This window comes from Candidatus Palauibacter sp. (genome assembly GCF_965216145.1).
Lineage (GTDB): Bacteria > Gemmatimonadota > Gemmatimonadetes > Palauibacterales > Palauibacteraceae > Palauibacter.
Map to the genome: position 1 here is coordinate 2548785 of NZ_OZ244149.1, position 25794 is coordinate 2574578.

Here is a 25794-nt window from a genome sequence, read left to right on the forward strand (position 1 = left end):
TCCATTGCGGGAGCTGAACGTCGAATGGCAGGACTTCGACGTGACGCGGGAGGCGCGCGAGGCGCTCAAGCTGCAGCGCGCGCAGTGCCTGTGGCTGACGGGGCTGCCGGCGTCGGGGAAGTCCACGATCGCGAACCTGCTCGAGAGGCGGCTCACGGCGGAGGGCCGCCACACCTATCTCCTGGACGGCGACAACCTCCGCCACGGCCTCAACCGGGACCTGGGGTTCGCGGAAACGGACCGGGAGGAGAACATCCGGCGCGTGGCCGAGGTAGCGCGTCTGATGGTCGATGCCGGCCTGATCGTGATCGTCGCGCTCATCAGTCCGTTCCGGGCGGGGCGGGACTACGCGCGCAACCTGTTCGAACCCGGCGAGTTCCAGGAGATCTTCGTGGACGCCTCGCCGGCCACCTGCGCGGCCCGCGACCCGAAGGGCCTCTACGCCCGGGCGAAACGGGGCGAAATCCGGAACCTGACCGGCGTGGACGCCCCCTATGAACGGCCCGAGCGGCCCGAACTCCGGCTGGATACCGAGGAGCGTTCGCCGGAGGCGTGCGTCGAACTCGTCGTGGCCGAGTTCACGTAGGGCTTCGGCCCGGGGCGGGAGGAGTCAGGCTTCTCACGCGGGCGCAGGCGGCCAGATCCTCGTTCGGGGCGCTGGCTTCGGCGGGGAGGCGGTTCTCGAGAGCCAAGAACACGGGCCCGGTCCAGTCGCGCGGGCTCGGGTCGAACCGGAAGCGGGCGCGGCTGACGACCTCTACGGCCCACACGTCCGGCCCCTCGCGCTCGACGAAGACACCGACGACTTCGCCCTGGTCCGCTTCGAGGGCCATCTCCTCCGGGGCCTCGATCTCGGGCTCGTAGCTGTGGGCGAGCACGAAGCCGTTCCCCACGTTCTCCCGCTCGATGACGAGCCCGGCGTAGCGGACGGCCTCCACGACGCCCTCCCACAGCGCCTCGTATTCGAGCCGGTAGCAGCGGGCGAGGCCGGTCCCCCGGTACTCCAGTACGCTCCCCGTCGCGAGACACCCCGCCGCGACCAGTCCAGCGAGCGGCGCCGCGACGGCCAGCCGCATCAGTCCTCGCCGACCCACACGGTCTTCACGTTGACGAACTCGCGGATCGCGTGGGGGCCGAGTTCGCGTCCGTACCCGGAGCGTTTCACGCCTCCGAAGGGGACGCGGGGATCCGAAGCCGACATCCCGTTGATGAACACGCCGCCCGCCTCGAGGTCGCGAACGGCGCGCGCCCGCTCGTGGGGATCGTTCGTCCAGATTGCGGAACAGAGGCCGAACTCGGTGGCGTTGGCGCGTTCGATGGCCTCGTCCAGATCCTCGACGGGGAAGACGCTCGCGACCGGTCCGAAGATCTCGTCATCGGTGGCCGGGGAGCCGTCCGGCACATCCACGAGGACGGTCGGATCGTAGAACCACCCGCGGCGCTCCGGTACGCCGCCGCCCGCGGCGACCCGGGCGCCCGCCGCCACCGTGGCCTCCACCTGGCGCGCGACCTTGTCCCGCAGGTCCCGCCGCGCGAGCGGTCCGATCGCGACCTCGGGGTCCCGGGGGTCGCCGACCTTGAGCGCCGAGACGCGCTCGATCAGGCGCGCCGCGAACTCGTCGGCGATCGAACGCTGGACGAGCATCCGTTTGGCGGCGATGCAGGACTGGCCGTTGTTCCACATGCGAGCGTCGACCGCGGTGGCGACGGCCCGCTCGAGGTCGGCGCTCTCCATGACGATGAAGGGATCACTGCCGCCGAGTTCGAGCACGGTCGTCTTGATGCGGCGGCCCGCCTCGGCCGCGAGCGACGAGCCGGCGGCGACGGAGCCGGTGAGGGAGGCTGCCTGGACGATGGGGTCGTCGAGCAGGCGCGGGATGTCCTCGATCTCGGCGAAGAGGTTCTGGAACACGCCCTCGGGGAAGCCGGCGCGCGCGAACAGGCCCTCGAGGGCGATGGCGCACTGCGGGACGTTCGGCGAATGCTTGAGCAGGAAGACGTTGCCCGCCATCAGCGTCGGGACCGCGGAGCGCATCGCCTGCCAGAAGGGGAAGTTCCAGGGCATGATCCCGAGGACGGCTCCCAGGGGGTGGTACTCGACCCAGCAGCTCGCGCCGGTGGACTCGAAGGGTTCGGATTCGAGTTGGGCGGGGCCGTGCTCCGCGTAGTAGCGGCACACCCAGGCGCACTTTTCCGCTTCGGCTACCGCGCTGGCGAGCGGCTTCCCCATCTCGCGGGTCATGAGGAGGCCGTACGCGTCCTGCCCGCGCTCGACGAGATCCGCGAGGGCGAGCAGCCGCCGCACCCGCTCGTCCAGCGACACCCGCTTCCACGCGTCGAAGCCGCGCCGGGCCCGGTCGAGAGCCGCATCGATCCCGGCCGCGTCGAGGGCCGGGAACGAGGCAAGCTGTTCCTCTGTCGCAGGATCTATACTCTCGAAGGGCATCTCATCCTCCCTCGCGGAACGTTACCATGGGGCGCATCGTCCGGTTTCCGTGCGCCAGTCGCAAGCCCCGGCCGACCTCCGCGCAGGAGCGCCCCGTGACCGAAGCCGAAATCGCCCGCGCGCTCCTCTCCGCCCGCGACGGGCGCCACGCGACGACGCCGCCGACCCGGCACGGCGCCGGGTTCGGCCTCGACGAGGCGTATCGGGTCGGCGCGGCGCTCGACCGTCGCCTCCGCGAGCGCGGATACCGGCGGGCGGGCTGCAAGGTGGGCTTCACGAACAAGGCGATCTGGTCCCGGTTCGGGATGGAGGAGCCCATCGTGGCCCCCGTCTACGACCGGACCATCCACGCCGCGGCGCCAACCGCCCGGGTATCGCTCGCCGCCTTCTGCGCACCGCGCATCGAGGTGGAGGTCGTCTTCGGGGTCGATCCGGACGGCGGGATCTCGGGGGCCGAGGCCCCGGCCCGGCCGGCCTGGGTCGCGCTCGGGTTCGAGATCGTCGACTGCCACTATCCCGACTGGCACCTCACGCCCGCGGACTCGGTGGCGGATTTCGGACTGCACGGGGCGCTCGTCATCGGCTCCCGCATCGAACGGGCGGCGCCGCGCTTCGAGGAGAGGATCGCCCGCCTCGACCGGCTCGAGGTCCGGCTCCTGCGGGACGAACGTCCGTCGGCCCGAGGGCGGGGGCGCGACGTACTCGGCCACCCGCTCGCGGCGCTGGACTTCGTGCCCCGGCTCCTGCCGCGCTTCGATGGCGGCGGGATGCCCGCTTCGGGCGGCGTCGTGAGCACGGGGACGATGACCGCGCTCGAACCGCTCGCCGCCGGCGAGCGCTGGCGGGTCGAAGTGAGCGGCGTGGACCTCCCCGGCCTCGGGGTGGTCCTGACCGACTGAGCGGGCTTGCCCGGCCCCTCACGACAGGGGAACATAGCAGCGCCATTGACCCAGGAGCTTGCATGCCAGAGTCCACGCCGACAGAGGCCGGCCCGGTCCGCTGGGCGAAGGTCATCGATCAGACGCGCTGTATCGGCTGTCACGCCTGCACGACGGCGTGCAAGTCCGAGAACGAGGTGCCGCTCGGCGTCACGCGCACGTACGTGAAATACGCCGACGTCGGGACGTTTCCCGCCACCCGGCGCGCGTACCAGGTCACGCGCTGCAACCAGTGCGACGATGCGCCGTGTACGACGGCGTGCCCCACGCAGGCCATGTTCCGGCGCCCCGACGGGATCGTCGACTTCGACAAGTCGATCTGCATCGGCTGCAAGGCCTGCATCGCCGCCTGCCCCTACGACGCCATCTTCATCAACCCGGAGGACCACTCGGCGGAGAAGTGCAACTTCTGCGCGCACCGCATCGACATGGGGCTGGAGCCGGCCTGCGTCACCGTGTGCCCGACCGAGGCGATCATCGTCGGCGACCTCGACGACCCCGAGTCGAAGGTGTCGCAGTACGTGGGCCGCGACCCGGTGAGCGTCCGGCGGCCCGAGAAGGAGACGCACCCGAAGCTGTTCTACAAGGGCGCGCACCAGGCCACGCTCGATCCGCTCGCCGCCGTCCGCCCCGGCGGGGGGCTGTACATGTGGAGCGAGCAGCCCCGTGGCCCGCACGAGATCGGGTCGGGCCAGCCGTACCCGATGGAGGCGGACGGCCGCCACGGTCCCAATTCCTCGGCCGCGGCCATCCTCTCGTACGATGTGTCGCACACCGTGCCCTGGGACTGGCGCGTGAGCCTGTACACGCTCACCAAGGGGGTCTCGGCCGGCGTGTACTTGGCGGCGCTGCTCCTCTGCCTGCTCGGCGGCCTCGCCTGGCAGGGCGCGGAATGGCTCAGGCTCACGCCTCTCCTGGGGCTATTCGCGCTCGCCGTCACGGGCGGGCTCCTGATCTGGGATCTCGAGCACCCCGAGCGCTTTTTCATGATCTTCACGCGGCCCCACATGAAGAGTTGGCTCGTCCGGGGGGCGTTCGTGATCGCGGGCTACGGCCTGGCCCTCACCGCGCACCTCGCGGCGGGGCTGATCGGCGGCGACGGAGGCGTGGCGGCGACCCGCTGGCTGGCTTGGGCGGGGGCGCCCCTGGCGGCCATGACCGCGGTCTACACGGCCTACCTCTTCGCGCAGGCCAAGGCGCGCGATCTGTGGCAGAATCCGCTTCTGCCGCCGCACTTCCTCGTACAGGCCGTGCTGGCCGGCGGCGCGGCCCTGATGCTCGTCCCGTCGCTCGGCGGGTCCGCCGCGCTGGGCCGGCTGGTCGGGCTGTCCGCCGCCGCGCACCTCCTGCTCCTGCTCTCCGAACTTACGCTCACGCACGCGACGGCCCACGCCGCCCTCGCCGCCCGGAACATGGTGCGCGGCCGCTACGCCCCCTGGTTCTGGAGTGGTGCCCTGCTCGTGGCGCTGGCCGCCGCCCTGACGGTGATCCCCCTCGGCGGCGCCTGGGTGGCGCCGGCCGCCGGCATCGCCGCCCTCGCGGGCCTGCTCGCGCACGAGCACGCCTACGTTCAGGCCGGCCAGTCCGTGCCCCTCGCATGAGCGCCTCCCGCGGCCCCGGTCCCGACGGCTCCGGCGCCGGGCCGAACGGGGCCGGCCCCGACGGCGTCTCGCGCCGACTCGACGAACTCAACGAGCGGGTGAGCGCGGCGCGACACGAGACCGAGCGCCGCGGCGAGACCTTCTATCCCGGTCCCAGCCGCACGCACCTCGCCGCCTTCCCGCCCCGCGAACGGTGGGACGACTGGGTCGAACTCGACTCGAAGGCATGGCCGAAGCGGCGCGAGCGGCGCTACATGCTCGTGCCGACGACGTGCTTCAACTGCGAGTCGGCGTGCGGACTCCTCGCCTACGTCGATCGCGACACGCTCCAGGTGCGGAAGTTCGAGGGGAACCCCGAGCACCCCGGCTCCCGGGGCCGGAACTGCGCCAAGGGCCCGGCCACGCTGAACCAGATCGTCGACCCCGACCGTGTCCTCTACCCCCTCAAGCGGGCCGGCGCGCGCGGCGAAGGAAAGTGGGTGCGGGTCTCGTGGGAGGAAGCCCTCACCGACATCGCGAACCGCATCCGCACGGCCCTCGACGAGGGACGACAGCGCGAGATCATGTACCACGTGGGACGGCCGGGCGAGGACGGGTTCACCGAACGCCTGCTCGCCGCGTGGGGCATCGACGGGCACAACTCGCACACGAACATCTGCTCCTCGAGCGCCCGCGCCGGCTACCAGTTCTGGCTCGGCATGGACCGCCCCAGCCCCGACCACGCCCGCGCCGACGTCATCCTCCTGGTGAGTGCCCATCTCGAGGCCGGCCACTACTTCAACCCCCACGCCCAGCGCATCATGGACGGGATCAAGAAGGGCGCGCGCCTCATCGTGTTCGATACACGTCTGTCGAACACCGCCACGCACGCCGACCACTGGCTCCCCACGCAGCCCGGCTCCGAGGCGGCCGTCCTGCTCGCGATCGCGAACCACTTGATCACGACAGGGGCCTGGGACCGGGAATTCGTCCGCCGCTGGTTCAACTGGGAGGAGTACCTGGCGGCCGAGAAACCGGAGCTGCCGCGGACGTTCGAATCGTTCGAGAGCGCGCTGCGCGAACTCTACGAGGACTGCACCTTCGAGTGGGCCGCTGAGGAATCGGGGATCGACGCCGCTCAACTGCGCGAAGTGGCGGAAATCGTGGCCCGGGCGGGTTCGCGGCTGTCCACCCACACCTGGCGTAGCGCCGCCTCGGGCAACGAAGGCGGCTGGCAGGTGGCCCGGACCCTCTTCTTCCTGAACGCCCTCACCGGATCCGTGGCGACGCCGGGCGGGACCTATCCGAGCACGTGGAACAAGTTCATCCCGAAACCGATCCGGATGCCCCGTCACCCGGAACACTGGAACGAACTCACGTGGCCCGAGGAGTATCCGCTCTCGATGTACGAGGTCTCCTTCCTCCTCCCACATTTCCTCAAGGAGGGCCGGGGGAAGCTCGACGTGTACTTCACGCGCGTCTACAACCCGGTGTGGACGAACCCGGACGGGTTCTCCTGGATCGAAGCCCTCACGGACGAGACGAAGGTCGGTCTCCACGTCGCCCTCACACCGACCTGGAACGAGTCGGCCTACTTCGCGGACTACGTCCTCCCCATGGGCCACGGCCCCGAGCGCCACGACCTGCACTCCTACGAGACCCACGACGGCCAGTGGATCGCCTTCCGGCAGCCCGTCCTCCGTTCCGCGCGGCAGCGTCTCGGCGAGCAGGTGGCGGACACCCGCCACACCAACCCCGGGGAGGTCTGGGAGGAGAACGAGTTCTGGCTCGAACTCTCGTGGCGCATAGACCCGGACGGGAGCCGCGGCATTCGCGAGTTCGTGGAGTCGAAGGAAACCCCCGGCCAGCGGCTCACCGTGGACGAATACTACGGCTGGATATTCGACCACTCCGTCCCCGGTCTCCCGGAGGCGGCGGAGGCCGAGGGGCTCTCGCCACTGGAGTACATGCGACGCTTCGGCGCCTTCGAGGTGGCGCGCGATATCGGCCCCCTGTACGAGGAACAGGTATTGCCTGAGGAATTCCTGGACCCTCGGGAAGACGAGTTCGGCCGCATCTATACGCGCGCCCCGAGTCCCGCAGCGGTCAATCTGGCGCCGATGGGCGTCCCCGACGACGACCCGGAGGGACGCCGCCCGGTGGGTGTGCGCGTGCCCGATGGCTCCATCCGCCGCGGCTTCCCGACCCCGAGCGGGAAGCTCGAGTTCTACTCGCCCACCCTCGTGCGCTGGGGCTGGCCCGAGTACGCGGTCCCCGCCTACATCCGGAGCCACGTGCATCCGGCCGAGATGGCGCCGGACCAGATGTGCCTCATCTCCACCTTCCGGCTCCCGGTGCAGATCCACACCCGTTCGGCCAACAGCAAGTGGCTGGATGAGATCGCGCACACGAACCCGCTCTGGCTCCACCGCACGGACGCGGCGCGGATGGGGGTGAGGACGGGGGACCTCGTGCGGGTCGAGACGGAGATCGGCCACTTCGTCCTCAAGGCGTGGGTCACGGAGGGGATCAAGCCGGGCGTCGTCGCGTGCAGCCACCACATGGGACGCTGGAAGCTGGCGGACGGTGCCGGGACGAAAGAGCCGGGGCGGGCCGGGCGCGGCGAGCGCGAGGGCGTCCTCGGCCAGCGGCAACTCATGGCGACCGTTGCGATGGATGAGGACTCGGCGGGCGGCTGGAACCTGTCGCGGAAGCGGGGCGCGGGGCCGTACAAGACCGAGGACCCGGACACCTCGCGCATCTGGTGGACGGACGTGGGGGTGCACCAGAATCTCACCTTTCCCGTCCATCCCGACCCGGTGTCCGGGATGCACTGCTGGCACCAGGCGGTTCGCGTCGTGAAGGCGTCCCGCCGCGACCGTCACGGCGACATCCACGTCGACACGGCGAAGGCTCACGACGTGTACCGGAACTGGCTGAAGAAGACCCGGGGCGCCCGGCGGCATTCGCCGGACGGAACCCGGCGACCCCACTGGCTGATCCGCCCCCTCCGCCCCGTCCGCGACGCGTACGACCTGCCCGACCAGGCGTAGACCCGGCGATGGAACTGTTCCGCGCGCTCGGCGCCCTGCTCGACGCTCCCTGTTCGGAGAACCGGATCCTCGGCCACCTCCTCGAACTCGGTCCGGTGCCGGACGAACCGACGCACAACGACCTCTTCCTCTTCCAGCTCTACCCCTACGCCTCCGCCTTCCTGGGGGACGACGGCCGTCTGGGCGGGGAGGCGCAGGATCGGGTGGCCGGCTTCTGGCGCGCGCTCGGGGCCGATCCGCCCGCCGACCCCGACCATCTGGGGGCGCTGCTGGGAGGCTACGCCCGACTCGTCGAGGCCCAACTGGGAGCGAGCGGGAAGGCCGCCGCGGCCTGGCGCGACGCGCGGCACGCCTTCCTGTGGGAGCACCTGCTGTCGTGGGTCCTGCCCTTCCTCACCAAGCTGCGGCAGATCGCGCCTCCGTTCTACCGGAGCTGGGCCGACACGCTCGAGACGGTCCTCTCCCGGGAGTCCGCGCTCCTCGGTCCGCCCACGAGGCGGCCGCTCGCCCTCCGCGAGGCGAGTCCCGTGCCCGACCCGCGGAGCGCGGAGGCCGACCGCTTCCTCTTGGCGCTGCTGAGTCCGGCGCGCAGCGGACTCGTCCTCACCCGCGCCGACCTCGCGCGGGCGGCGCGCGACCTGGGTCTCGGACTCCGCGTGGGCGAGCGCGCCTACATCCTCCGGTCCATGCTGGCGCAGGGCCCCCGGGCGACCCTCGGCTGGCTCGCACGGGAGGCGCGGGAGTGGGCGCGTCTCCACGATCGCACGGGGAGCACGGCGCCGGAGGTGGCCGATTTCTGGACCCACCGCGCGACCGCGACGAGTCGTCTCCTCACCGACCTCGAGGCAGACATCCCGGACATGCCCGATGTCACGGATACCGCATGTGACTGAGCCCGCCGCGAAGCCGCCCCTCGATGCGGCGCGCTTCCGCGCCATCTTCCTGCTCCTGCTCGTCGTCGGGATCAGTCTCCTGTTCCTGGAGACGATCCGGACCTTCCTGACGGCGCTCTTCCTGGGGGCGATTCTCAGCGGCCTCCTCTATCCGGCCTACCGGACGCTGTGCCGGTGGTTCGGAGGCAGAGAGGGCCTGGCCTCCGCCGCCGCACTAGGTGTGTTCGTCATCCTCCTCCTCGGACCGATCGCGACCTTCCTCGGCATCGTCACGAACCAGGCGGTGCACGTCTCGCAGTCGGCGGGCCCCTGGATCGAGGACATGCAGACCCGGCTCGCCGAGCCCGGAGGGTTCGATGAGCTCCTCGACCGCGTCCCCTTCGTCGAGTCACTGCGGCCGTACCGGGAGCAGCTCGTCCAGAAGCTGGGCGAGGTCGCGGCCACCGCGGGCGGCTTCGTGGTCGCGAGGCTCACCGATATTACGAAGGAGATCGCGCGGCTCGTCTTCCTGCTCTTCGTGATGCTGTACGCCATGTTCTACTTCCTCAAGGACGGACGCGGCGTGCTGCGCAAGGTCCTCTATTACCTCCCCCTGTCCGACGAAGACGAGAAGCGGATGCTCGACCGGTTCGTCTCCGTGACGCGGGCGATGGTCAAGGGGACCTTCCTCATCGGGATCGTGCAGGGCAGCCTCGCCGGCCTCGCCTTCTGGGTCGTGGGGATCCCGTCGGCGGCGTTCTGGGGCACGGTCATGGCGGTGCTGTCGATCGTGCCCGGCATCGGGTCCGGGCTCGTGTGGCTGCCGGTGGCGATCTACCTGCTCGCCATCGACCGGATCGGGGCCGGGATTGGGCTCCTGCTCTGGTGCGGCCTCGTGGTGGGGATGCTCGACAACCTCATGCGCCCCTGGCTCGTGGGACGCGACACCCGCATGCCCGACCTCATGATCCTCCTCGGCACGCTCGGCGGGCTGTTCGCGTTCGGGATGGCCGGCGTGCTCATCGGCCCCATCGTGGCGGCGCTCTTCATCACGGTGTGGGAGCTGTACGGCGAGTCCTTCCGCGACATCCTGCCCGCGACGGCGTTCAGCGGCCCGGCGGGCTCGCAACCCGAACCCGCGGAGGATGCGCCCGAACCCGCCGCGGACGTGGCCGCCGTAGAGGAGCCGGTCGCCCCCGAGACGGCCCCGCCGGAGGATTAGCCCCATCGACCGCCCCGCGTCGAGAGTTGGCGTGCTGGACCGGCTGCGGGACGGCGGCGCGGCGCTCTCCCGCTTCACGGAGCGCTGGACGCCGGATGCGTGGGTGATCCTCATGTCGCTGACCGTGGTCGCGCTCATCCTCGCGGTCACGGGAGGGGGCGCCACGATCCCGGAGGCGGGGCTCGCCTGGGGCGCGGGCGTGTGGACGCTGCTCGAACTCGCGATGCAGTTCTCCATCGCCATGGTAGCCGCCCACGCGTGCGCCTCGTCGCCCCCGATGTACCGGCTGCTCGATCGCCTGGCGCGCTGCCCGAACCCCGAGCGTCCCGTCCAGGCCGTCGCCCTTGCCGCCGGGTTCTCCATGGTGGCCGGGTATCTCAACTGGGCGTTCGGGCTCGTCGGTTCCGCGCTCTTCGTCCCGTTCATCCTCAAGCGCAACCCGCGCGCCGACGTGCGCCTCGTCATCGCCGCGGCCTACATGGGCATCGGGACCGTGTGGCAGAGCGGGCTCTCCAGCTCCGCCCCGCTCATCCTCGCCACCCCCGGCAACCCCCTGCTCGAGCCCGGGGCCGGCGCCCCCATCGTGGACCGTCTCTATCCCGTCACCGAGACCCTCTTCCACCCGTTCAACCTCGGGTACGCCGTCGTCATGCTGCTCGTCGGGCTCGCGGCCGCCATGGCGCTCCACCCCCACCGCGACGTCGTCACCCTCACCGAGGCGGAGGTCGGCGAGATCCTCCCCGCGCCTCCGCCCCGCGCCGAGCCGGGGAGGACGCCCGCCGAGCGGCTCGACCGCTTCCGCGGCTGGTCGCTCCTCGCCGCGATCCTGTTGGCCTATCCGCTCGTGTACTCGATCGTGACCCGCGGCTTCGGTGCGAGCTGGACGATCAACGCCTACAACACCGTGTTTCTCGTCCTCGCGCTCGTGCTGCACGGCCGTCCCACCTCGTTCCTGCGCGCCTGCCGCGACGGGGTGGGCGCCGCGTCGGGGATCATCCTCCAGTTCCCGTTCTACGCCGGCATCTTCGGCCTCATCCAGAACACGAACCTCGGAGGCTGGCTCGGCGAGCAGTTCGCCGCGGTCGCCACGACCCGGCTCTATCCGCTCGTCGTCTACTTCTATTCGGGACTCATGAGCCTGTTCATCCCCTCGGCCGGCTCCAAGTGGATGATCGAGGCGCCGTACATCGTCCCCGCCGGCGAGGCGCTCGACGTCTCCGTCATGACGACCCTGCTCGCGTACGCGTACGGGGACTCGGCCTTCAACCTCATCCACCCGTTCTGGGCCCTGCCGATCCTGGCCGTGACGCGCCGCCGCTTCGGGGAGGTGCTGGGATACGCCTTCCTCATCTGGCTCGCGACGGTCCTCCTCGGCATCGGGACGATGCTCGTCATCCCCACCACCTGGTGACGCCATGAAGACGCTCCTCATCCTCCGGCACGCCAAGTCGTCGTGGGACGACCCCGGGCTGCGCGACCACGACCGGCCGCTGAACCGGCGCGGGAACCGCGATGCCCCGCGCATGGGACGGCTGATCGCGGAGCAGGATCTCGTGCCCGAGCGCATCGTGAGTTCGACCGCCGAGCGCGCGCGCACGACCGCGGAACTCGCGGCCGCCGAGTGGGACAGCGAGGTGGAAGTCGAGACCACCCGCGCCCTCTATCTCGCGTCTCCCCACGCCTACGTCGACGTCGTGGAGGACATGGGGGGAGCGACGGAGCGCCTGATGGTGGTCGGGCACAACCCGGGCATCTCCGCGCTCGCCATGCACCTCACGGGTGAGGTCGACTTCATGCCGACCGCCGCGCTCGCCGCCGTGGAACTGGACATCGACGACTGGTCCGCGCTGGGTTCCGCGGCAGAGGGCCGCCTGATCGCTTTCTGGAGGCCGAAGGCGCTCCCGCCCGACTGAGACGCGGCCGGAAGCGCGGCCCCAAACGCGGCGGAGGATCCCTTCCCCGTTCCAGAGGCTCCGGCATAGCTTCCGAGATGTCCCGCAACGTGCCGACCCGAGCGGAGGATGCCCCGATGACCCGACCTTCGATCTACTTCCGGGCCGCCGCGGCGGCGCTCGTCTTCCTGTTCTTCCTGCCTCTGCTGACCGGCGTTCCCGGAGCCGACGGCGTGCGGGCCGCAGCCCAGGAGAAGGCCGCGCAGGATCCCGGGGTCGGCGAGGCCCTGCACCTGCTCGACGTGTGGATGGACGCCGCGCAGGCGTATGAAGGGATCCCCGGCGCCTCCCTCGCCGTCGTGCACGACCAGGAGCTGGTGTGGGCGAAGGGGTACGGCTACGCGCATGTGGAGCGGAAGGAGCCGGCCACCCCGTCGACGATGTATTCGATCTGCTCGATCTCGAAGCTCTTCACCTCGGTCGGCGTCCTGCAGCTACGGGACCAGGGGAAGGTGAGGCTGGACGATCCGGTGGCGAAGCACCTGGAGTGGTTCACGATCAAGGACGGCTTCCCCGAGGCGGGACCCGTCACGATCGAAGGTCTCCTCACTCATTCTTCGGGTCTGCCGCGCGAGGCCGCGGCCCCGTATTGGACCGGCCCCGAGTATCCCTTCCCGACGCACGAGGAGATCGTCGATCGGCTTCCGTCACAGGCGATGCTCTACCCGCCCCGGACCTACTTCCAGTACTCGAACCTCGCGCTCACCCTGGCGGGGGAGATTGTCGCCGCCGCGTCGGGACACTCGTTCGACGACTACGTGCGCACGAACATCCTCGACTCGCTCGGGATGTCGAGCACGTTCACGGATCTCGACGATCGCTTCCGTGGGAACCGCCTGGCGAGTGGGTACACGGCGCGGGGGCGCGACGGGAAGCGCGGGCTCGTGCCCGACTACCGGGTGCGCGGCATCAGCCCGGCCGCCGGCTTCATCTCGACCGTGGAAGACCTGGGGCGCTTCGCCTCATGGCAGTTCCGCGTCCTCGACGGCGACGACCCGCTACTCGACCGGAACACGCTGCGCGAGATGCACCGCGTGCACTGGCTCGAGCCGGACGGGGAGACCACCTACGGGCTCGGCTTCTCCGTGTGGAAGTCCGACGGCGACACCTTCGTGGGACACGGGGGCTCGTGCCCCGGCTATCGGAGCCAACTCCTGCTGCGCCCGCGGGACCGGATCGCTACGACGTTCATGACGAACGGGTCGGGGGTGAACGCCCGCAGCTTCGCCCAGACGGCGTTCGACATCGTGGCCCCGGCGCTGCGGCGCGCGGCGAAGGGCGAGGCGGGCAAGGCCGCCGACGGGGCATTACAGCGCTACACCGGCGCCTACCAGCGTCCGCTGGGCGGCGAGAGCGCCGTCCTCGTGTGGGACGGCGACCTGCATGTGCTGTCGCTCCCGTCCGGCAACCCGCTCGACGCGATGGAGCGACTCCGCCGCATCGAGGGCGACACCTTCCGCCGCGTACGGGACAACGGCGACCTGGGCGAGGAGTTCATCTTCGAGGAGATGCCGGACGGCGCGATGCGCATGTGGCGCAACAACAACTTCAGCGTGCGGCCGGCCGGCTTGTGATCAGGCAGTCGCACCGCAATCAGCGGAGGATCATTCCAGTTTCTCCTTGACGCTGTTCCCGGACGCCAAGGGTCGAATATGCTCGGTGCGCCCCCGCAACTCGACTTGGTATTCGGCCGTGGTCAGGTTGAGCCTTACCCATGGTTGCAGGGTCGTATAGCCCAGAATCGGCCGGAGGCGCACCCTGTTGTTGCCCGTTCCCACGCGGGCGAGTCGTTCTTCGGCAACGTGCGCCCCCGTCTGCAGCTGATCTCGAATCCCATCGAGGTCATTCCTCCTGACGTGGCCCTTCAACTCGATCGGCGCTACCCAGTGTCCCTTGTGGCTAGACGACTGGACGAACAGGAGGAAATCGCAACGCCTGCGATGCGGGGGCGCGAGTTCGTCGCAGTGGTCCACCCGCGTCAGACAGCGAGCTGGAGGCAGCTGCGAGACCTGGAGAACGCACCCCTCGTCCTGACAGGAACCTGTCAAGCACCCCGCCGGGAGGTTTTGCCGGACTTCCGCTATCCAGCCCGGCAGCCGTCAATCCTCCTGCAACCGGCTGTGGATCGTGGCCCAATCGTCATACAGCGCCTGGGCGATTCGGGGATAGCCGGCGTCGAACATTCCGTTGTCCGAGTCGAGGACGATCTCCCGCGTCTCGGTTTCTCCCCTCTCGTTCGGAACAAACTCCCACACGCCGATCTGGCTGGCGGGAAGCGTGATATCCCCGCCCGCCATGTCCCCTCGATCCTCGTCGGGGAGTTCCGCCATCCGGCAGATGTTCGCAAGCGCGGAGAGAATCCAGTCGCTGTGAACGGTAATGATGACCCGGATTCCGGCCGCGACGATCTTCGCCAGCGCCGCGCCCAGCCGAACCTGCATCTCCGGGTGCATGTGGGCCTCGGGCTCCTCGATGATGATCGTCTCGCCGGCCTGCACGTGGTGACGAAGGTAGACCGCCACGGGAATCATCTCCGTCACCATGGAGGATGCCCTTGCGAGGGGGAGATCCTCCTCCCAACCCGTGGGTCGAAACAGCACCCGGAGGGAGCCGTTCTCCGGTTTCTCGACGCGGACCGATCCTCCAAGGATCGTCTGTTCCACCTCCTTCGCCAAACGGTCGCCCTCCCCCCAATTGGTCGGCTTTGCGGGGAGGTCGATCAAAATGCCCTCGATGTAGTCAGCCAGAACTCCGGAGAGGGGGGACGCCGCCGATTCTTTGCGGCGACCGACCGTCGTCATGTCGCGTAGTGAGCCGCGAAGAAGCAACTGCTGGGTCTCCATGCCTCCTGAACGGCTCGCCGGCAAGTAATGGGCCACCCCGGAGAGGGGACCCACGGTGGACGGTAGCGCCATGTCCGCCAGGACAAGCTGAAGCGCAACTGGGTTTATGGGACTGCCGTCGATGGATTGTTCGGGGCGACGACGTTGGAAGAAGTCCGGTACAAGCCCCCGCTGCCAGAACGTGCCGCTTCGTTCTAGCCGCACCGGCGCATCATCTTCCACTTCAAGTTGCCAGTCGAGCTTGGCTTCGTTGAGTTTGAAACGGTAACGAAAGGCCGCCGGGCGGTCCGGGGTGCCAAGGGGGGCGTGGTCCAGCCGAATCTCAGCACTGTCGCGGGTTCTCAGGATCAACGGCCGGATCGTCTCGACGGCGAAGATCCGCCCCAACTCGGTTTCGAGAGCCAACCCCGTGCCCACCTCCTTGACCGCTTCGCGGGCCAGCGGAAAGACTTCGGGCGGAACGGGCTCGGATGCGTCGGCGAGCCACTCTTCGAATCGCTGAACTACTCCGAGGAGGTCGGATGTCTCGCGCGCCAACTCGTAGAAGCGGGTGGTCTTCACACTCCTGTGCTTGAATGCGCGACGGATGCCGAAATAGCGATGCAGCGCGTAGAGGAGTTTGGCCAGGTAGGACTTTCCCGAACCGCTCGGTCCGACGAGAACGGTCAAGGGTCGCAGGTCGATGTCCGCCGTGCCGATCGGCCCGAAGTTGTCGACCCTTACCCTCTGACGATCGCTGTCGTGGGTTGGCATCGGCCTTGGGCTCTCCTTTGGGTGCTCGTCTCCGACGTCGCGGGACGTGCCCCGGGGTGTCACAGCGGGGGTATCCGGTGCACCAAGTTAACGCGATCTATGCTCGTCCGCCGATTAGGGGAGGTTCGGGGTGAGGACAAGCGAGAGGGTGTAGACGAGGTCGTCGAGCGGGGAGTCGTCGCCGCTCCCCGAGTTCGCGGCCACGTGCAGCACGATGGGCGTCTCCGTCTCGGGGGCGCGCCACTCGAACGTCCATTCCGCCACGTCGTCGGTCGGCCTGGATCCGGCGCGCGTGTGCTGGACGTACTCCGTGCCGCCGTCCGCCGTGCCGCCGTCCTCCGTCCGCACCACGGTGACCTGGTCGTCGAGCGGCCGGATCTCGCCGGCACGCGCGCCCCGGCGCTCCCCACCGTCGAAACGGAACGACGCCTGGAAGCCGGCCGAGCGCATGTCGAAGCTCTCGAGGCGAATCGTCACGGGATGGCGCTGGCCCGGACGGTAGCCGTCCTCGAGGCCGAGCAGCTCCAGCGTCGAGCCCGGTTCGTTGAGCGGCGCGCCGATGTGACAGGTGGCGCAGGTCGGTTCCCCGAAGCCGCCGGTGTGGCCCGGAGGCGGTCCCTCGATGTGCGTCGAGGGGTGCACGGTGACGTGCGGCCCGGTCCCGGAGTTCCCTGCGGGGACCGCGGACGCTGTGACCATCGTGAGGAGGCCCGCGGCGCAGAGCGCGGCCGCGGGCCCCGAAAGGGACATTAGCGCGAGCGCGGCGACACCACCGCCCGCCCGACCGTATTCACGTCGGCCCCGAACCAGATCGCGTCGGTGGCCGGATCGTAGTACATGTGCCGGATCGTGCCGCCCCCGCTCGGGACGTCGAGCATGCCCACGAACTCCTCCGTCGCGGTGTCGAAGCCCACGAACCGGTTCGGCTGGATCCCCGTCTCGACCAGCCACACCACGTCGTACTTGTCGATCGCCATCCCGTAGGGCCGAGACTCCTCACCCGCCGGCAGGTCGTACTCCCGCTGGAAACCGCCGCCCTCCTCGACGAGGCCGATCTTCCCGCGGCTGTAGTCCACGTACCAGATCCGGTCCCTCGAGTCGATCACGAGTCGGCGCGGCCGCGCGCCCTCGGGCAGGTCGTAGCCGATGAGCTCGAACGAGGATGGCTCCACCATGCCGATCAGGTTCGTGTTGAAATGCGCGATCCAGGGCCGGTTCTCGGAGTCCAGCTTGACCCCGTACGGGCGGCTCGAGCCCATCCCGCGGCGCGTCTCGACCTCGGGCGCCTCCACCAGGCGCACTTCCCTCGAATCCCTGTCGAGGAAGCCGATCAGGTTCCCCTGCTGTACAGAGAACCAGATGTCGCCGTTGTCGTCCCAGATCAGCGTGTGCGGATCCCGCGCCCGCTCGTCGGGCATCATGATCTTGTCGATCTCGCCCGTGGCCGGGTCGATGATCCCGATGTGGTTCGCCCGGTTGCCGGCGTAGTAGACCATCCCGTCGTCGTCGACGATCAGGTTGTGCGGTCCCGTGCCGTCGTCCATGTCGTAGCGCTTGAACTCGCCGCTGGCCGGATCCAGCACCGCGGCGTAGTGGGCGGCCTGTCCCACGAACCAGACGCGCCCGTCCGGTCCGACGAACGGGTCGCGCGGACGGCTCTCGGGGTAGGGGACCGTCCATTCCTCGATGGTGAGAACATCGCTGGCCGCCATGTGGTCCTGGGCCGCCGCTTCCGCGGAGCCGACGATGCTCGCCAGGATCACCAGTCCCGCCGCCGCCCGCGCGGCGACCCGAATTCGATGGATCATCTCCGTTCCTCCTCGATCGCTGTCCGCTGAAGCCGCCGACCGTTCGTTTCCGGCCGGCCTCGCACGCTATCTCGCACGCTATCTCGCACGCTATTCAGAAGACCCCCGATCCCGCGAATCCGTTGATTTCCGGGCCGTCCGGGCGGCCCTGGCCACTCCGGCCGTCCGCGGCCGGGCCGCGGACGGCCCGGGCCGCCCTGGCCCGAACCGCGCGCACCCTGGGGGTCAGATAGACATTGGCGGTCAGACGCCCAAAGAGGAAGCCCGTGAACGCGGCCGTGGCACCGACCCAGCCCAGCCCCCAGCCGACGACCACGAACACGACGGCCACGGCCGCGATCTCCGCCGCGGTCGCGACGATGATCGGACCCGTCGTCCGGTTCCGGATCAGCGTCCCCCTGTGCAGCGACAGGATGACCCCGAGGAAGGGGACGGGGGTCAGGACCCGCGCCGCGGGAATCGCGAAGTCGGCCAGCCCCGGGGTGAGCCCCGACACGTGGACGAACCAGAAGTGGGAAAGGGGCGTGAACGCGATGAGCGCGAGGATGCCCGAGAGCGCCGCCCCGAGCCCGATCGCGAAGCGGCGGATCTGTGCATAACCCTCGCTGCCTCGGCCCAGGAGTGCGATCACGGCGTCCTGGAAGCTCAGCCCCACGGAGCGGAAGAGGAAGCCCAGCGAGTGCACCACGGGGAACACGGCCAGCGACTCGACCGGGGAGGCGGCGCGGCCCATGAAGAACGTCAGCATGGGCTGAATGCCGATCCCGATGAGCGAGGTGAGCGCCAGGGGCACGTAGAAGCGCCCGATGTCCGAGAAGCGAAGCTCCGCTCCCTCGGCCGGCCCGGCGGCCGGGTCCGCCGTCGAGACGCCCACCCGCCCGATCTCCGCGATGTCGTGCGGGTCGGCCGAGACCGTCGGGGGGTCGACCGCGCTCGCCGCCCGGTCGGTCGGGCCGAGCAGGGCACCGATCGCGCCCCGGGCCATCCAGCGGGCCACGACCGCTTCGGCGACCACGCCGAAGGAGAGCGCCGAGGCGCCGACCGAGGCGCCGGGAAGGTCGGTGGAGACGGCGAGCACGATCGCGGCCGTCGACATCGCGATCAGGCGCAGCACCGTACCGCCCGCTACGAGGCGCGTGCGCCCCGACCGGATGAGCACCCCCTGCCAGAAGCGCCGGTAGCCGATCGCCGCCGGCCAGGGCAGGAAGCACCACAGCGCCCCGTAGGTCAGGCCCGCGAGATCCTCCGGCAGACCGAGAACGCCGATCATGAGCCCGCGATGCACCGGCGGCACGAGCACGAGGAGGAGCAGAAGCGTCGAGAAGGCGTTCAGCCCGTGCGCGAATGTCCGCAGCCGCCGGTACGAGACCGCGTCCTCCACGAGCGCGGTCGAGGCGCTGAGCAGCATGATGACCGGCGCCTCGATCAGCACCGCCATCGCGATCGCGACACCGTACGCCGCCAGCCCCAGCGTGGGGTCCGGCAGCCGCGCCACGACCGCCGCCAGATAGGGTCCCTCCACCGCCATCATCAACCATGTGGCGGCGAGCGGCGCCCAGAACGCGAAGATCCCGCGGGCGGAGAGGTCCTTCGCGGCGACGGCCCGGGAGTCGGAAGGCACGGAGCGGCTCAGTCCTCGAAGAGACCCGCCAGCAACTCCAGACAGGCGATCCAGCCCTGCCGGTGACCCTCCGCCGCTTCCGCGGCCGGGAATCCCTCGTGCGTGACGACGACCCGCGTCGAGCCGTCCTCCGCCAGGAATTCTACGGTCACCCCCGTCTCACCGACCGAGTGCTCCCCCTCCCAGTCCCACGTATAGACGAGCCGGTTCGGAGCGTCGACCTTCCGGTACACGCCGAAGGCCGTGTGGGCCACCCCGTCCTCGTCCTCCATTCCGATCTTCCAGGCGCCGCCCGCCGCGAGGGCGACCCTCGATTCCGCCACCATCGCTCCGGGAGGAGCGGACCATCGAGAGATCTCCTCCGGTTCGGTCCACGCACGGAACACCGTATCCGGCGGGGCCGGGATCACCTTTGAGAGGCGGACTCTCGTGTCCGCGTCGGCGGTCATGCGTTTTCTCCTCTCTCACGGGCTCTGGCGCGAGCCGGCGGGAACAAGTCTGTTTTCGGTCCGTGATGGTTCCCAACCCGTCGGGCAAGGACCACCCGTGAAAACGTGCCTTCGGTGATAGTCGCGTGAATCCGGTGAAGCTCGTCATCCCCGCCGTTGCCGCCGCCCTGCTGCTCCCTTCGCTCGCGGAGGCCCAGGGGCCCGGCTCACCGCAGGAGAGGTTCGCCCTCTTCACCTCCTGCGGTCCCATGAACATGGAGGTTTTCGTAACCAACAGCGGCGGGGCGGGCGGCATCACCCGGGAATCCGTCGAGGCGATGACGACGAGCCGGCTGAGGGAGGCCCGAATCTACGCCCAGGCCGACCAGCCGGCCTGGGCCCTGCTCCGGGTGACCGTCTTCATCGGCACTCAGGCAGTTCCCGGAAGAGCGGCCCAGACGGTGTACATCATCCGCCTCCGGTTCATGAAGCTCGTCTACGACCAGCTCAGCGATCCCCAGCTCGCCGCGAACCCCGGACGCCTCTCCTCCGACTCGCTCGGCGCCGCGCTCCAGTGGATCCACTGGGCGCCGACGTGGGAATCCCCGCGCCCCGCCATCGGCTTCTACGGCGGACGTCGCGACGACGTCATCACGAGCAAAATAGGCACGATGCTGGAAGAGTTCGTCACCGAATACCTGCGTGTCAACGGGGATTCCTGCCCGTAGCGGGCTGCCGCTTCATTGGGACCCGCCGGGGGACCCGCCGGCCTTGAGCAGGCGGGCGAGCGCATCCTCCATTGCGGTCCGGACCTCGCCGCCCCAGGCGGTCAGGAGCACCGTCTCGAGCGCGTCGTCGCGGGCCAGCGCCTCGGCCACCGTCTCGACCGCGATCCGGCAGGCGGGCCCCACCGGGTATCCGAACGTCCCGCAGCTGATGGCCGGGAAGGCGACGGTTCGCAGCCCGATCCCGATCGCGAGCCGGAGCGACTCCCGATAGCAGGAGGCGAGCAGCCCCCTCTCGCCGCGGCCTCCACCCTGCCACACCGGCCCCACCGTGTGGATCACGTAGCGGGCCGGGAGCCGGAAGCCCGGCGTGATGCGCGCCTCGCCCGTCGGACAGCGCACGCCCGGGTGCGCCTCCGGCAGCGCCCGGCAGGCCCGCAGAAGCTCGGGCCCGGCGGCCTTGTGGATCGCCCCGTCCACGCCGCCGCCCCCCGCCAGTTGCTCGTTGGCCGCGTTCACGATCGCGTCCACACGTATCGTCGTGAGGTCGCCGCCCCAGATCCTGAGGCGAGACTCGATCAACTCGATCACCGCACCCCCTTTGCCGCCGACACTCCGTGGTCCTTAGGTTTCCGGTTCCGAGACGCGTTCCGGAGCCGGGCACCCGTTTACCCATTCCGAGAGGATGGCTGTTGCGCAAGCTTCGCATAGGGATTGTGGATCTGGTCGCCAAGGGGCCGACGAAGGCGCTCTACGCGAAGGTCATGCACGCGAACCTCGCGAGCATCATGCCTCAGGTGCTCGGCGCCTGGTGCGAGGAAGCCGGCCACGACGTGAGTCTTGTCTGTTACACCGGCTTCGAGGACCTCGTCGAGGAACTCCCGCAAGATATCGATCTGCTCTTCGTGAGCGCTTTCTCGCAGGGAGCCCAGCTCGCCTACGCGATCAGCGAGATGTTTCGCCGGCGGGGCGTCGTCACCTGCGTCGGCGGCCCGCACGCGCGCTGTTATCCGCAGGATGCGCAGAAGTACTTCGATTACGTGTTCGGCTTCACCGACAAGGCCACGCTGAACGAGGTCCTGGACGACTGCCAGCCGCAGCGCCCGCTCGGCCGCCACGTGACCGCCGAGACGCAGCCGGTCTCTCTGCCCGGCGTGCGCGCGCGCTGGAAATTCATCGAGCCGACGCTCGAGAAGGCGCCGCTGTTCAAGATCGTCCCGATGCTCGGCAGCCTCGGGTGCCCGTACACGTGCAGCTTCTGCATCGATTCGGTCATCCCCTACCAGCCGCTGGACTTCGACGAGATGCGGGACGACCTCCGCTTCCTCGCCCGGAAGATGAAGAAACCCATCGTCGGCTGGCACGACCCCAACTTCGGGGTCCGGTTCGACGACGTGCTGGGGGCGATCGAGGATGCCGTCCCTCCCGGGACGATCCAGTTCGTCGCGGAAAGCAGCCTCTCACTCCTGGCGGAGCCGCGGCTCAAGCGTCTGGCGAAGAACGGGTTCCGCGCCATCCTCCCCGGCATTGAGTCCTGGTACATGCTCGGGAACAAGTCGAAGTCGCGGAACCGCCACGGCATGGAGAAGGTCAGGCAGGTGTCGGAGCACTCCAACCTCATCACGAGTTACATCCCCTATCTCCAGACCAACTTCGTGATGGGGCTGGACTGCGACGAAGGTCCCGATCCCTTCGAGTTCACGAAGCGGTTCCTCGACGCGTCGCCCGCGGCTTTCCCCGCCTACTCGCTGCTCACGTCGTTCGGGCAGGCGGCGCCGCTCAACCTCGGGTATCAGAAGGAGGGGCGGGTGCTCGGCTTCCCGTTCCACTTCCTCAACAACCATCACGCGATGAACCTGAAGCCGAAGAACTACGAGTGGATCGAGTTCTACGATCACGTGATCGATCTCTCGAAATACTCCTTCTCGCAGCGCGCCATCTGGCGACGGCTCAAGGCCAACAGAGGCGGCATCCCGCGCATCATGAACGTCGTGCGGGCGATCTCCTCCGAGGGGAAGGGGCGGATCGAGTACTTCAGCACCGTGCGTGAGAAGCTCGCGACGGACACGAAGTTCAGGGACTACTTCGAGGGAGAGTCGCAGGTGCTGCCGCAGTTCTTCATCGACCGGGTGAAGAACGACCTCGGTCCGCTGTGGGAGTTCCTGCCCGAGGGCGGGCTCGAACACGATCGCAACGCCTACCTCAAGAGCACCGGCGGCGTGCCGCGGGAGCAGGCGAGAGCCGGGGCGCTCGCCCACTAGGACGGGCCCACGATGTCCCGGGCATTCGTCAACGAAGACGCGACTCACGAACCGGAGCCGCGCTACACGCTCCCCTCGCGTGAGTCGCCGCGCTTCGACGCGGCCGCGGCGCGGGCCCTCCTCGAAGGCGCCCACATCGGGAACACGCAGAGCGCCGAGGCCGCGACGGGTTATGACTGGGGCGACCCGGTGCTGATTCCGCACATCGAGGATCTGATTCGCGAGGCGGAGGCCCTCGACGACACCCGTATGGTGCGCCTCGGCCGCCGCTACCTGCTCAAGGCGGGCTGCTAAGACCCCGAGGCGACGCCCTCCCGAGGGGTGCGTCCGCTTTCCGGACTCGGTACGTGAGAACGGTGCGGTACGCGTCCGGGTTCCCCGGTCCGGCCATCGTCGGGCCGCTGACGTATTCCAGTTATGGCTACTGGCGGCTACCCCGATCAAGCTGCGGAAGTCTACCGATTGAATTGCGGGAGAGGGGTCACGGTCCTACGGTGCGCTCGTGCGAGGCGGCCGGCGACTCAGCCGCAGCGGCACCCACTCGACCACTCCCCGCGCGCGCAAGCCGAACAAGCCGAAGGAGTCGATCCATGAGGATTCCCCGCCGATTCTCCTTCACTCTGGTCGCCGGATTATCCCTGTCGTGCGGGGGAGAGTCGACGACGGCTCCCCCTCGCCCACCGCCGCCTCCGCCTCCGCCCGCGCCTGTCGCGACCACGGTCACGGTAGCGCCGGAGACGGCGACCTTCGCCGCACTCGGGAACACGGTTCAGTTGGCCGCCCGGGTGCTCGACCAGAATGGGCAAGTGGTCACGAATGCCACCATCACATGGGCATCGAGCGACGGTGCTATCGCGACCGTGGACAACGCGGGGCTCGTGACGTCGACCGGAAACGGAAGCGCCCGCGTCACGGCCACGGCCGGACAGGCGTCGGGGGCCGCAGCGATCACCGTAGAGCAGGTGACCACCGGGATCCGCGTCTCCTCGACGGTCGACACGCTGCGAACCGTCGGCGGAACTCATCAACTGTCGGCCACGGCGACCGACGCGAACGACCGGGAAGTAGCGGACGCCGAGTTCGTCTGGGTCTCGAGCGACACACTCGTTGTCACCGTCGACGCCGCGGGTCTCGTGACCGCGACCGGAAACGGCTCCGTCGAAGTGTCGGCCGGCTGGGCCGGGTTCAGTGAAACGGTGCTCGTCACCGTGTACGATCTGGCCGTGGCGATCGCCGCGGACCGAGCGGTACTGGTGACCCTGTACAACGCGACCGATGGATCGAACTGGAACGACAACACCAACTGGTTGAGCGACCGGCAGCTCTCTGCGTGGCACGGCGTGGCCACGAATCGGGACGGCCGCGTAACCACGTTGAAACTCTCCGGGAATCAATTGAAGGGGGCGATCCCTCCCCAGATCGGCGATCTCGACCAGCTCATCGAACTGACGTTCTGGGAGAATCAACTGGCGGGACCGATCCCCCCCGATCTGGGACGTCTTGCCAACCTCAAGGGGCTGGTGCTGGTCGAGAATTTTCTTACGGGTTCGATCCCTCCCGAACTCGGCAATCTCACCGAGCTCCAGATCCTGTTTCTCTTCGAGAACTTCCTGACGGGACCGATGCCTCCCGAACTCGGCAACCTCGGGAAACTCAGGGGCTTGAGTCTTCGCGACAATCAACTGGAGGGTTCGATCCCGCCCGAGTTCGGCAATCTCGCCAGCCTCACGAACCTGGACCTCAACCGGAATCAACTGACGGGTCTGATCCCTCCCGAACTCGGCAACCTTGCCGATCTCGCGGTCGCGTATCTTGCCGAGAACCAATTGGAGGGTTCGATCCCTCCCGAATTGGGCCGTCTAACCGGTCTGGAACTCTTTGTGCTGAACCGGAATCAACTGGAGGGTTCGATCCCTCCCGAACTCGGCGATCTCGTCAACCTGATCGTCCTGTCGCTTCCCGGGAATCGGCTGACCGGTTCAATCCCTCCGGAGCTCGGCAACCTCGCGAGCCTCGAGGCCCTCTCGCTCAACCTGAATCAGCTGACAGGTGCGATCCCGCCGGAACTTGGTAACCTCACCAGCCTGAACCAGCTGGAGCTCGGTACAAACCGACTCGCCGGTGCGGTTCCCCCCGAGCTTGGCGGCCTCGTGAACCTCAGGCGCCTGGGATTCGAGGCGAATCGGGAGTTGACCGGACCTCTGCCCGCGAGCCTCACCGCCCTGACCGCGCTTCAAGTCCTGCTCATCGGCCGGACCGACCTCTGCGTCCCGCAGGAAACGGTATTCGACACATGGCTCGCGACCATCGACAACTTCAGCGGCAACAGGTGCGCGCCCTAACGTTCCCGGCCCGATCACCCTCGCACGGTCACGGCAGATCCAGGACAGGGATCCCCATGGCACGGGCGCCATCCACCATGCGGCGGTCGTAGCTGGCGAGTTCAACAGAGAGCCCCCGGCCCCGCAGGAGCTCCAACGACGCCAAGTGCAGTACGTGGAGCGTACGCACCTGACGATCAGGGCTGCGCCACAGAACCGGCTTCAAGGCGAATCGTCCAGCAGACGGCGCCGATCGCGGCAACGCTCGCGAGCAGGTGTAGCACGAGACCGATCTCCTCGGCCGACTCGAGAGCGCCGGCGCGCTCCAGCACCCGGCGCCAGTCGTGGGGGTCTCCGATCAGCGGCAGCGCGAGGCGGTTCGCGTCGGCCATGTACTTCGCCGTGTACATGAGGCTCTCCGCCGACCACAGCGCGCTCACCGCCGCCGGGAGGGCCTCAGCCCGCCGCCAGAGCCGGAACGTGATGAAGAAGGGCACGGCAAGCTGGAGCAGCGGCCCGGCGAGCACCGACACCGTCTCGCCGAACAGGGAGAAGATGACGTGCCCCACCCGCCGGGGCCCGATCGTCTTCCAGATCCACGTCAGAATCTTCACGCGAGGAGAACCCCGCCTCGGCTACCCGCTACTGCCGCGCCGCCTCCCGCGTGCGCAGCGTCTCGTCCACGTAGTAAGCGAACGTGACCCCGAAGTCCGGGTTGTCCGCGGTGTGGAGGTCCGATCCGCTCGTCCCGCCCGGGCTCCAGCGGAGGAACTCGGGGACGAGCGCAAGGCCCGCCTCGGCCGCCGCGCGGTCCGCCGCTGAGAAGCACCCGTCCCGCCGAGCGATCCTGATGGACTGTGGTGTATGTCGGGTGGCGAGTCGCGAGGAATCATCCCCCCACAATTCGGGGTGTATTCGAGCCTTGCAGGTGCTATCGTTGTGTGTATGGCAGAGGCGACGCAGGGAAACCG

The 25794-nt window shown here is 69.0% G+C and carries 22 protein-coding genes and 1 pseudogene; 13 read left to right on the top strand and 10 right to left on the bottom strand.

Annotated features, from left to right (window positions below; translation table 11 throughout):
* Positions 1-7 precede the first annotated feature (7 nt).
* Positions 8-586 (top strand): annotated as a pseudogene (gene cysC, locus ACOOHF_RS10755) (adenylyl-sulfate kinase); the annotation flags it as partial.
* Here the strand turns inward: cysC and ACOOHF_RS10760 are convergent.
* Positions 579-1076, bottom strand: coding sequence for a hypothetical protein (locus ACOOHF_RS10760; RefSeq protein ID WP_420461684.1), 498 nt, complete (start codon positions 1074-1076; stop codon positions 579-581). The pseudogene cysC and the gene ACOOHF_RS10760 overlap by 8 nt on opposite strands.
* On the bottom strand, positions 1076-2446 hold the full coding sequence (locus tag ACOOHF_RS10765; RefSeq protein WP_420461685.1) for an NAD-dependent succinate-semialdehyde dehydrogenase: 1371 nt from the start codon (positions 2444-2446) through the stop codon (positions 1076-1078). Before ACOOHF_RS10765 ends, ACOOHF_RS10760 begins: the two co-directional genes overlap by 1 nt.
* A 95-nt stretch (positions 2447-2541) precedes the next feature.
* Between ACOOHF_RS10765 and ACOOHF_RS10770 the strand changes: the two genes are divergently transcribed.
* The 8 genes from ACOOHF_RS10770 (at position 2542) to ACOOHF_RS10805 (ending at position 13637) form a co-directional block, all read left to right on the top strand.
* Positions 2542-3345: a 2-keto-4-pentenoate hydratase gene (locus ACOOHF_RS10770; protein WP_420461686.1), complete on the top strand. Its 804-nt coding sequence runs from the start codon at positions 2542-2544 to the stop codon at positions 3343-3345.
* Between the two features lie 62 nt (positions 3346-3407).
* Entirely contained in the window at positions 3408-4985 is a 1578-nt protein-coding gene (locus ACOOHF_RS10775; protein WP_420461687.1) for a 4Fe-4S dicluster domain-containing protein, read from the top strand.
* The gene (locus ACOOHF_RS10780) at positions 4982-8017 is read left to right on the top strand and encodes a molybdopterin-dependent oxidoreductase (RefSeq protein ID WP_420461688.1); all 3036 of its coding nucleotides are present in this window, start codon (positions 4982-4984) and stop codon (positions 8015-8017) included. The genes ACOOHF_RS10775 and ACOOHF_RS10780 overlap by 4 nt, the downstream gene beginning before the upstream one ends.
* Before the next feature lie 8 nt (positions 8018-8025).
* Positions 8026-8910 carry a TorD/DmsD family molecular chaperone gene (locus tag ACOOHF_RS10785; protein ID WP_420461689.1) on the top strand — a complete coding sequence of 295 codons (885 nt, stop codon included), beginning with the start codon at positions 8026-8028 and terminating at the stop codon, positions 8908-8910.
* Positions 8903-10111, top strand: a complete 1209-nt coding sequence (locus ACOOHF_RS10790; protein WP_420461690.1) for an AI-2E family transporter — start codon at positions 8903-8905, stop codon at positions 10109-10111. The genes ACOOHF_RS10785 and ACOOHF_RS10790 overlap by 8 nt, the downstream gene beginning before the upstream one ends.
* A gap of 31 nt (positions 10112-10142) precedes the next feature.
* Complete coding sequence (locus ACOOHF_RS10795) at positions 10143-11522, top strand: TIGR00366 family protein (protein WP_420461691.1); 1380 nt, start codon at positions 10143-10145, stop codon at positions 11520-11522.
* 4 nt (positions 11523-11526) lie between these two features.
* Positions 11527-12024, top strand: coding sequence for a SixA phosphatase family protein (locus tag ACOOHF_RS10800; RefSeq protein WP_420461692.1), 498 nt, complete (start codon positions 11527-11529; stop codon positions 12022-12024).
* Positions 12025-12140: 116 nt separating this feature from the next.
* Positions 12141-13637 carry a serine hydrolase domain-containing protein gene (locus tag ACOOHF_RS10805; protein WP_420461693.1) on the top strand — a complete coding sequence of 499 codons (1497 nt, stop codon included), beginning with the start codon at positions 12141-12143 and terminating at the stop codon, positions 13635-13637.
* A 525-nt stretch (positions 13638-14162) separates the two neighbouring features.
* Here ACOOHF_RS10805 and ACOOHF_RS10810 read toward each other — a convergent pair.
* From ACOOHF_RS10810 to ACOOHF_RS10830, 5 genes are all read right to left on the bottom strand, one after another.
* Positions 14163-15659 carry an AAA family ATPase gene (locus ACOOHF_RS10810; RefSeq protein WP_420461694.1) on the bottom strand — a complete coding sequence of 499 codons (1497 nt, stop codon included), beginning with the start codon at positions 15657-15659 and terminating at the stop codon, positions 14163-14165.
* A gap of 114 nt (positions 15660-15773) precedes the next feature.
* Positions 15774-16409, bottom strand: coding sequence for a choice-of-anchor V domain-containing protein (locus ACOOHF_RS10815; RefSeq protein WP_420461695.1), 636 nt, complete (start codon positions 16407-16409; stop codon positions 15774-15776).
* The gene (locus ACOOHF_RS10820; protein ID WP_420461696.1) at positions 16409-17467 is read right to left on the bottom strand and encodes a virginiamycin B lyase family protein; all 1059 of its coding nucleotides are present in this window, start codon (positions 17465-17467) and stop codon (positions 16409-16411) included. The genes ACOOHF_RS10815 and ACOOHF_RS10820 overlap by 1 nt, the downstream gene beginning before the upstream one ends.
* Before the next feature lie 94 nt (positions 17468-17561).
* Positions 17562-19088: a hypothetical protein gene (locus tag ACOOHF_RS10825; protein WP_420461697.1), complete on the bottom strand. Its 1527-nt coding sequence runs from the start codon at positions 19086-19088 to the stop codon at positions 17562-17564.
* A gap of 8 nt (positions 19089-19096) precedes the next feature.
* Entirely contained in the window at positions 19097-19537 is a 441-nt protein-coding gene (locus ACOOHF_RS10830; RefSeq protein WP_420461698.1) for an SRPBCC family protein, read from the bottom strand.
* Between the two features lie 125 nt (positions 19538-19662).
* Here ACOOHF_RS10830 and ACOOHF_RS10835 point away from each other — a divergent pair, with 125 nt between their 5' ends.
* Positions 19663-20244, top strand: coding sequence for a hypothetical protein (locus ACOOHF_RS10835; protein ID WP_420461699.1), 582 nt, complete (start codon positions 19663-19665; stop codon positions 20242-20244).
* Between the two features lie 12 nt (positions 20245-20256).
* Here ACOOHF_RS10835 and ACOOHF_RS10840 read toward each other — a convergent pair whose 3' ends face one another.
* Positions 20257-20820: an O-acetyl-ADP-ribose deacetylase gene (locus tag ACOOHF_RS10840; RefSeq protein WP_420464361.1), complete on the bottom strand. Its 564-nt coding sequence runs from the start codon at positions 20818-20820 to the stop codon at positions 20257-20259.
* 113 nt (positions 20821-20933) lie between these two features.
* Here ACOOHF_RS10840 and ACOOHF_RS10845 point away from each other — a divergent pair, with 113 nt between their 5' ends.
* The 3 genes from ACOOHF_RS10845 to ACOOHF_RS10855 all read left to right on the top strand — a co-directional run bounded on the left by ACOOHF_RS10845 (position 20934) and on the right by ACOOHF_RS10855 (position 24844).
* Positions 20934-22502: a B12-binding domain-containing radical SAM protein gene (locus ACOOHF_RS10845; protein ID WP_420461700.1), complete on the top strand. Its 1569-nt coding sequence runs from the start codon at positions 20934-20936 to the stop codon at positions 22500-22502.
* Between the two features lie 12 nt (positions 22503-22514).
* Positions 22515-22796 carry a hypothetical protein gene (locus ACOOHF_RS10850; protein ID WP_420461701.1) on the top strand — a complete coding sequence of 94 codons (282 nt, stop codon included), beginning with the start codon at positions 22515-22517 and terminating at the stop codon, positions 22794-22796.
* A gap of 296 nt (positions 22797-23092) precedes the next feature.
* Positions 23093-24844, top strand: a complete 1752-nt coding sequence (locus tag ACOOHF_RS10855; protein WP_420461702.1) for a leucine-rich repeat domain-containing protein — start codon at positions 23093-23095, stop codon at positions 24842-24844.
* Positions 24845-25020: 176 nt separating this feature from the next.
* On the opposite strand, the gene ACOOHF_RS10860 is transcribed toward ACOOHF_RS10855, so the two are convergent.
* A complete protein-coding gene (locus ACOOHF_RS10860) occupies positions 25021-25437 on the bottom strand; it encodes a hypothetical protein (protein ID WP_420461703.1) in 417 nt (138 codons plus the stop codon).
* A gap of 28 nt (positions 25438-25465) precedes the next feature.
* Positions 25466-25726, bottom strand: coding sequence for a hypothetical protein (locus ACOOHF_RS10865; RefSeq protein ID WP_420461704.1), 261 nt, complete (start codon positions 25724-25726; stop codon positions 25466-25468).
* Between the last annotated feature and the right edge of the window lie 68 nt (positions 25727-25794).

What these genes read in the sequence shown, in the direction of transcription:
- ACOOHF_RS10815 (WP_420461695.1), bottom strand. Translation starts at nt 16,409, where the DNA reads ATGTCCCTTTCGGGGCCCGCGGCCGCGCTCTGCGCCGCGGGCCTCCTC.
- ACOOHF_RS10810 (WP_420461694.1), bottom strand. Translation starts at nt 15,659, where the DNA reads ATGCCAACCCACGACAGCGATCGTCAGAGGGTAAGGGTCGACAACTTC.
- ACOOHF_RS10765 (WP_420461685.1), bottom strand. Translation starts at nt 2,446, where the DNA reads ATGCCCTTCGAGAGTATAGATCCTGCGACAGAGGAACAGCTTGCCTCG.
- ACOOHF_RS10850 (WP_420461701.1), top strand. Translation starts at nt 22,515, where the DNA reads ATGTCCCGGGCATTCGTCAACGAAGACGCGACTCACGAACCGGAGCCG.
- ACOOHF_RS10830 (WP_420461698.1), bottom strand. Translation starts at nt 19,537, where the DNA reads ATGACCGCCGACGCGGACACGAGAGTCCGCCTCTCAAAGGTGATCCCG.
- ACOOHF_RS10805 (WP_420461693.1), top strand. Translation starts at nt 12,141, where the DNA reads ATGACCCGACCTTCGATCTACTTCCGGGCCGCCGCGGCGGCGCTCGTC.
- ACOOHF_RS10780 (WP_420461688.1), top strand. Translation starts at nt 4,982, where the DNA reads ATGAGCGCCTCCCGCGGCCCCGGTCCCGACGGCTCCGGCGCCGGGCCG.
- ACOOHF_RS10820 (WP_420461696.1), bottom strand. Translation starts at nt 17,467, where the DNA reads ATGATCCATCGAATTCGGGTCGCCGCGCGGGCGGCGGCGGGACTGGTG.
- ACOOHF_RS10785 (WP_420461689.1), top strand. Translation starts at nt 8,026, where the DNA reads ATGGAACTGTTCCGCGCGCTCGGCGCCCTGCTCGACGCTCCCTGTTCG.
- ACOOHF_RS10855 (WP_420461702.1), top strand. Translation starts at nt 23,093, where the DNA reads ATGAGGATTCCCCGCCGATTCTCCTTCACTCTGGTCGCCGGATTATCC.
- ACOOHF_RS10800 (WP_420461692.1), top strand. Translation starts at nt 11,527, where the DNA reads ATGAAGACGCTCCTCATCCTCCGGCACGCCAAGTCGTCGTGGGACGAC.
- ACOOHF_RS10775 (WP_420461687.1), top strand. Translation starts at nt 3,408, where the DNA reads ATGCCAGAGTCCACGCCGACAGAGGCCGGCCCGGTCCGCTGGGCGAAG.
- ACOOHF_RS10760 (WP_420461684.1), bottom strand. Translation starts at nt 1,076, where the DNA reads ATGCGGCTGGCCGTCGCGGCGCCGCTCGCTGGACTGGTCGCGGCGGGG.